The 3803-nt window shown below is 57.3% G+C and carries 3 protein-coding genes; all 3 read left to right on the top strand.

Translation table 11 applies throughout. The features are described from left to right. The coding region (locus tag K8W16_RS12175; RefSeq protein WP_304124262.1) for a hypothetical protein at nt 1–251 on the top strand (251 nt) is incomplete at its 5' end. Nucleotides 252–719: 468 nt separating this feature from the next. After that, nucleotides 720–1103, top strand: a complete 384-nt coding sequence (locus tag K8W16_RS12170; RefSeq protein ID WP_304124259.1) for a type III secretion system chaperone — start codon at nt 720–722, stop codon at nt 1101–1103. 18 nt (nt 1104–1121) lie between these two features. Next, on the top strand, nt 1122–3653 hold the full coding sequence (locus tag K8W16_RS12165) for a hypothetical protein (RefSeq protein WP_304124256.1): 2532 nt from the start codon (nt 1122–1124) through the stop codon (nt 3651–3653). The last annotated feature ends 150 nt before the right edge of the window (nt 3654–3803 follow it).

Raw genomic sequence — 3803 nt, 5'->3', positions numbered from 1 at the left:
AACTTCCTCTTTTCAAGGCATACCAGCTTCTTGCCGAGCTTGGTCACCCCTTGGGGCTGCACTTTATGGAACATGAAAAGCAACTGAGCATGCTCCTTCATGCAAGAAACTTCTCCCTACTTGCTCATGGTTTTGAACCCATATCAGAAGAAAACTGTTCTCAGATTCAAGATATCATATTTACTTTCCTGAACTTTTCAGAAGATGCCCTACCAACTTTCCCCAAAATAAAAGCTTCGGATATAACATAAATCAGAAGTAATACCATAGTAATTAGTTGATACTATAGGCAGGTAAAAAACATCCGTATTTCCCCTACTCCTTGCTTCAGTAAAAAACGCACTCATCTATTTTTGAATAACTATGCAGAATTACTTATATTCACTCCTAAGAAGAGCGAAAGTCCGTCACTTTCTGGATGGTATGGAAAGTAAAGCTGCCCGCTCCAAGGCAGTCCGGCTCTCTATTGCTGCCCAGACATTTTTTGCCCTGTCGGAGGAGAATCCGTCGGGAAGGATACAGCTTATGCACGCCCCTTCCCTACTATCTTCGGTATGTTTCATCGGACTTTTCTTCAGGAAAAATGTACAAATTTAAGAACGGAAATCTTCTTTTGGTTTTTCGGAAAAAAGGCTATCTTCTTTTTATGAAAAGAAAGCGGACATACTCCTCTCTCCAAACTCTCTCGGAGAGTATGCCCGTGATACAGGAGACGACGCATGACGCAGCACGAGGCGATGGAAGCTCTGTCCCGGCAGACGGGGACGCTACTGACATTCAACGACAACGGGCTGTGCCGCCTGCGCTTCGACGGCAGGTTCATCGTAGACATGGAAGTAACGGACGATGAGGCAGCCATCTATCTGTATTGCCGCCTCGGCAGGCTCCCCGCTGCAGAACGAGGAAGAGATCTCATGCTCAGGATGATGCGTGCTCACTGCCTGGGCCGGGAAAGCGGCAGGACAATCTTCGGCCTGGACGGCGACGACGTCCTGGCCTTTTCCCGTGTGGAGCTGGCCGGAGCCGATGAGAACACGCTCTACACAGCTTTGGAAGATTTTCTGGACGTCGTGGCCTTATGGGCCGACGAAATACAGAAATAACCATCCGAAGGAGCCAACATGCCCGATACGTTGCAGGCAACCTCTTCGCGTTTTATCAGTCTCAATACCGACTTCGGCTATGATGCTCTGGGCGGGGTAGGCCGCCTGGGCCGGCATAGCATGGAAGTGCTCACACCGGACACACGGCGGACGGATCGCGTGCCCGGGCCGCCCAACAGCGTAGGGCGCTGGTTCTCCAAACTACTGGACAAGCTGACGCCCTCCAGCTGGCGCGCCCAGGGAAAATTCCAGCGCGGGCTGGAAGATTTCAGCGCCCAGACGGGCAGGCTGCTCGGATACCTTCATGAGGCAGGGCGGAGCGAAGCAGGCAGCCCGGAACGCAGGAAAGCTCTGGCCAGCGCCTTCCGCGAGCTGGCGGAACTTCGGCATGCCGCGACTCCCATGACCAGCCGGGGAGCCGATTACCAGGAACTGCTCCAGGCCCGGGTAAGCCTGAATATGGCCATTCTTCGGGATGAAAGCCCTCAGCTGGTACAGGAAATGCGAAAGCTGAAGACGGATGGACTGCTGGACGAGGCCATAGCCGCTCTTGATCCCGACACGCAGGGGCAGATGATTGACGACCTGACACTGATCCGGGATACGCTTTACGCCGACGAGGATGCTGTCCTCAAGCATGTGGAAGCACGGTCGGAAGCGCGGGGGACGGCACAGGTTGAAACTCCGGCCGCAGAGGCCGCACCCCCTCAGCCCTACCGCTCCCGCTTCAGTCTCGCCTCCCTGCGCGAATTCTTTCTGGAAGGATTCCGGTTCAAGGAAGACGTCCAGAAGGCCCTTCAGGAACGTGAGGCCACCCTGGCCCATTTCAGCGGCGAGGCGCGCAATACGCTCATGTCCGCGCTGGACACCGTACATGACGCCCTGGACGACAGGCTTTCCGCAGATGCAAAGAGCTTTTCCCAGGTTCAGTCTCTGGTGGATGAAAAAATGAACCGGGCCATCCGCTATGCCATGAACGACGTCTGCGAATTCGCCTTGCGCCACATGGATACGCAGGAAAGCACCGGGCAGGACGGGCAGGATTTCCGGCGCATCGACGCCGACTTCGTACGCCGGGAACTGGACGCCCTGGAGCACTCCTCGCACATGGAGGAAACCGCAAGAACCGGAGCCGCAGCCGACGATTCCCGGACAAATCCCGCCCTTCACGCCATCCGCACGGCACGACAGCAGATCCGGGATATCTCAAAACTGTACGGCGATCTCACGGAAGGCCTTGGAGAACTGGAACAGCGGGACAGCCGCTACCGCTGCTGTCTGCTGTTGCACGAGCTGGCACAGACAAGCCTGCCGGAAAGCCTCGATCCGCAGGAATTCGGCGAGGCCTGCGATACGCTCATCGCCGCCCTGCATGACCAGACCGTGGATTCCTGGGCCGTCAAACAGAGCCTGACCCGTCTGGGAAGCATGGTGGCCCACGAGTCCATGCCTTCGGAGATACGCGCGCGTTTCACCGAAGCAAGGCCTGAACTTATGCGCAACCTTGCTCCTCAGGTATCTCCCCTTTCCTTCCGGCTGGCCGCTGCGGCGAGCTCCGAAGCGGAGCTGAACAGTCTGGAGAAGGCACGGGGCCTGCATCAGGCAGTGGGCCATGCAGGCGCCCTTCTGCAACGTGCGCGCCTTCCCCAGGCGGACAACCTTATTTCCCAGGGGCTTCAGGTGAGCCGTCTGGCCATGCGCCTGCGTACCGCCGACTGGCGCGACGGCGAGCACCAGGAACAGACTGTGGCGGAACTCCGCTCGGCCATAGGGCGTTTCATGGCCAATCTGACGCTGGCACAGATGCAGGTCATCAATGCCCAGGTGCGAAGCGCCCAGCCCGTTGCCAAAGAGCTCGACCAGAAAACCGCACAGGAAGGGCTTGACCTGATCCGTCGGAGCGTGGAGCTGCTTCTTGCCGACCTGCCCGATGAACAGGGCGGCGTGGTAACGCGGGCAGCCCTGAACGACGGCCTGCGCCTGCTGGAAAAGGGACAAGCCGCTTCTCAGGCATGCGACAGGCTGAACGCCAATCTTGTCCATAAAGAAAAAGACGTGGCGGAACAGCTGGCGGTCTGCCTGGAATCGGGGCGGGACGATGCCGAAACCGCTCTGCAGGGCATGCTGGAGGGCGGCCGATGGGACAAGGGCAAGCACAAAGAGGCCCGGGACGCCGTGTACGCCTTTCTGGAAGCGCTGCGCCCTGTGCGGGAAAGTCGGAACCAGAGCCAGCTTCTGCGCTTTCTCGCCAACCGACTGTCACAGGCCTTCATTCCCCATGACGTCTATATGGGCTTTGACGGCAGCATACACATGCTGATCAATACGGACCGGCAGTCCCTTACAGGCAGCAAGAAAATCCAGGGGACGCGCTGGATCACGCTGCCTCCGCCGGACAAGCTCCGGCCGGGAGTTTCCACAGGCGTGCACAGGTTGGACGAACTGCTTGATGCAGGGAACAACCGCACCGACTTCTACCCGCAGCTTCACAGCGTGCTGACGGACTACTTTTCCGGCAGGAGCTATGACTTCAGCCTGCCGGAAGAATAACAGCCCAGCCGGAGCGCGCCCTAGATAGTGTTTACACGAGATTTGAGTTATAAGAAGCGCATCAATTCTACAAGGATGTGCTTATGACGAATCCTCAACGCCGCCATGACATTTCAGATGCTGCATGGGCCTTATTGGAACCTCATTTAC

It is taken from the genome of Mailhella massiliensis, from assembly GCF_020741395.1.
In the GTDB taxonomy this organism is placed as follows: Bacteria; Desulfobacterota; Desulfovibrionia; order Desulfovibrionales; family Desulfovibrionaceae; genus Mailhella; species Mailhella massiliensis_A.
This window is presented reverse-complemented; position numbering and strand designations above follow the sequence as displayed.

Bases quoted from the DNA above. Each gene is read 5' to 3' on its own strand.
- K8W16_RS12165 (WP_304124256.1), top strand. From the start codon at position 1,122: ATGCCCGATACGTTGCAGGCAACCTCTTCGCGTTTTATCAGTCTCAAT.
- K8W16_RS12170 (WP_304124259.1), top strand. From the start codon at position 720: ATGACGCAGCACGAGGCGATGGAAGCTCTGTCCCGGCAGACGGGGACG.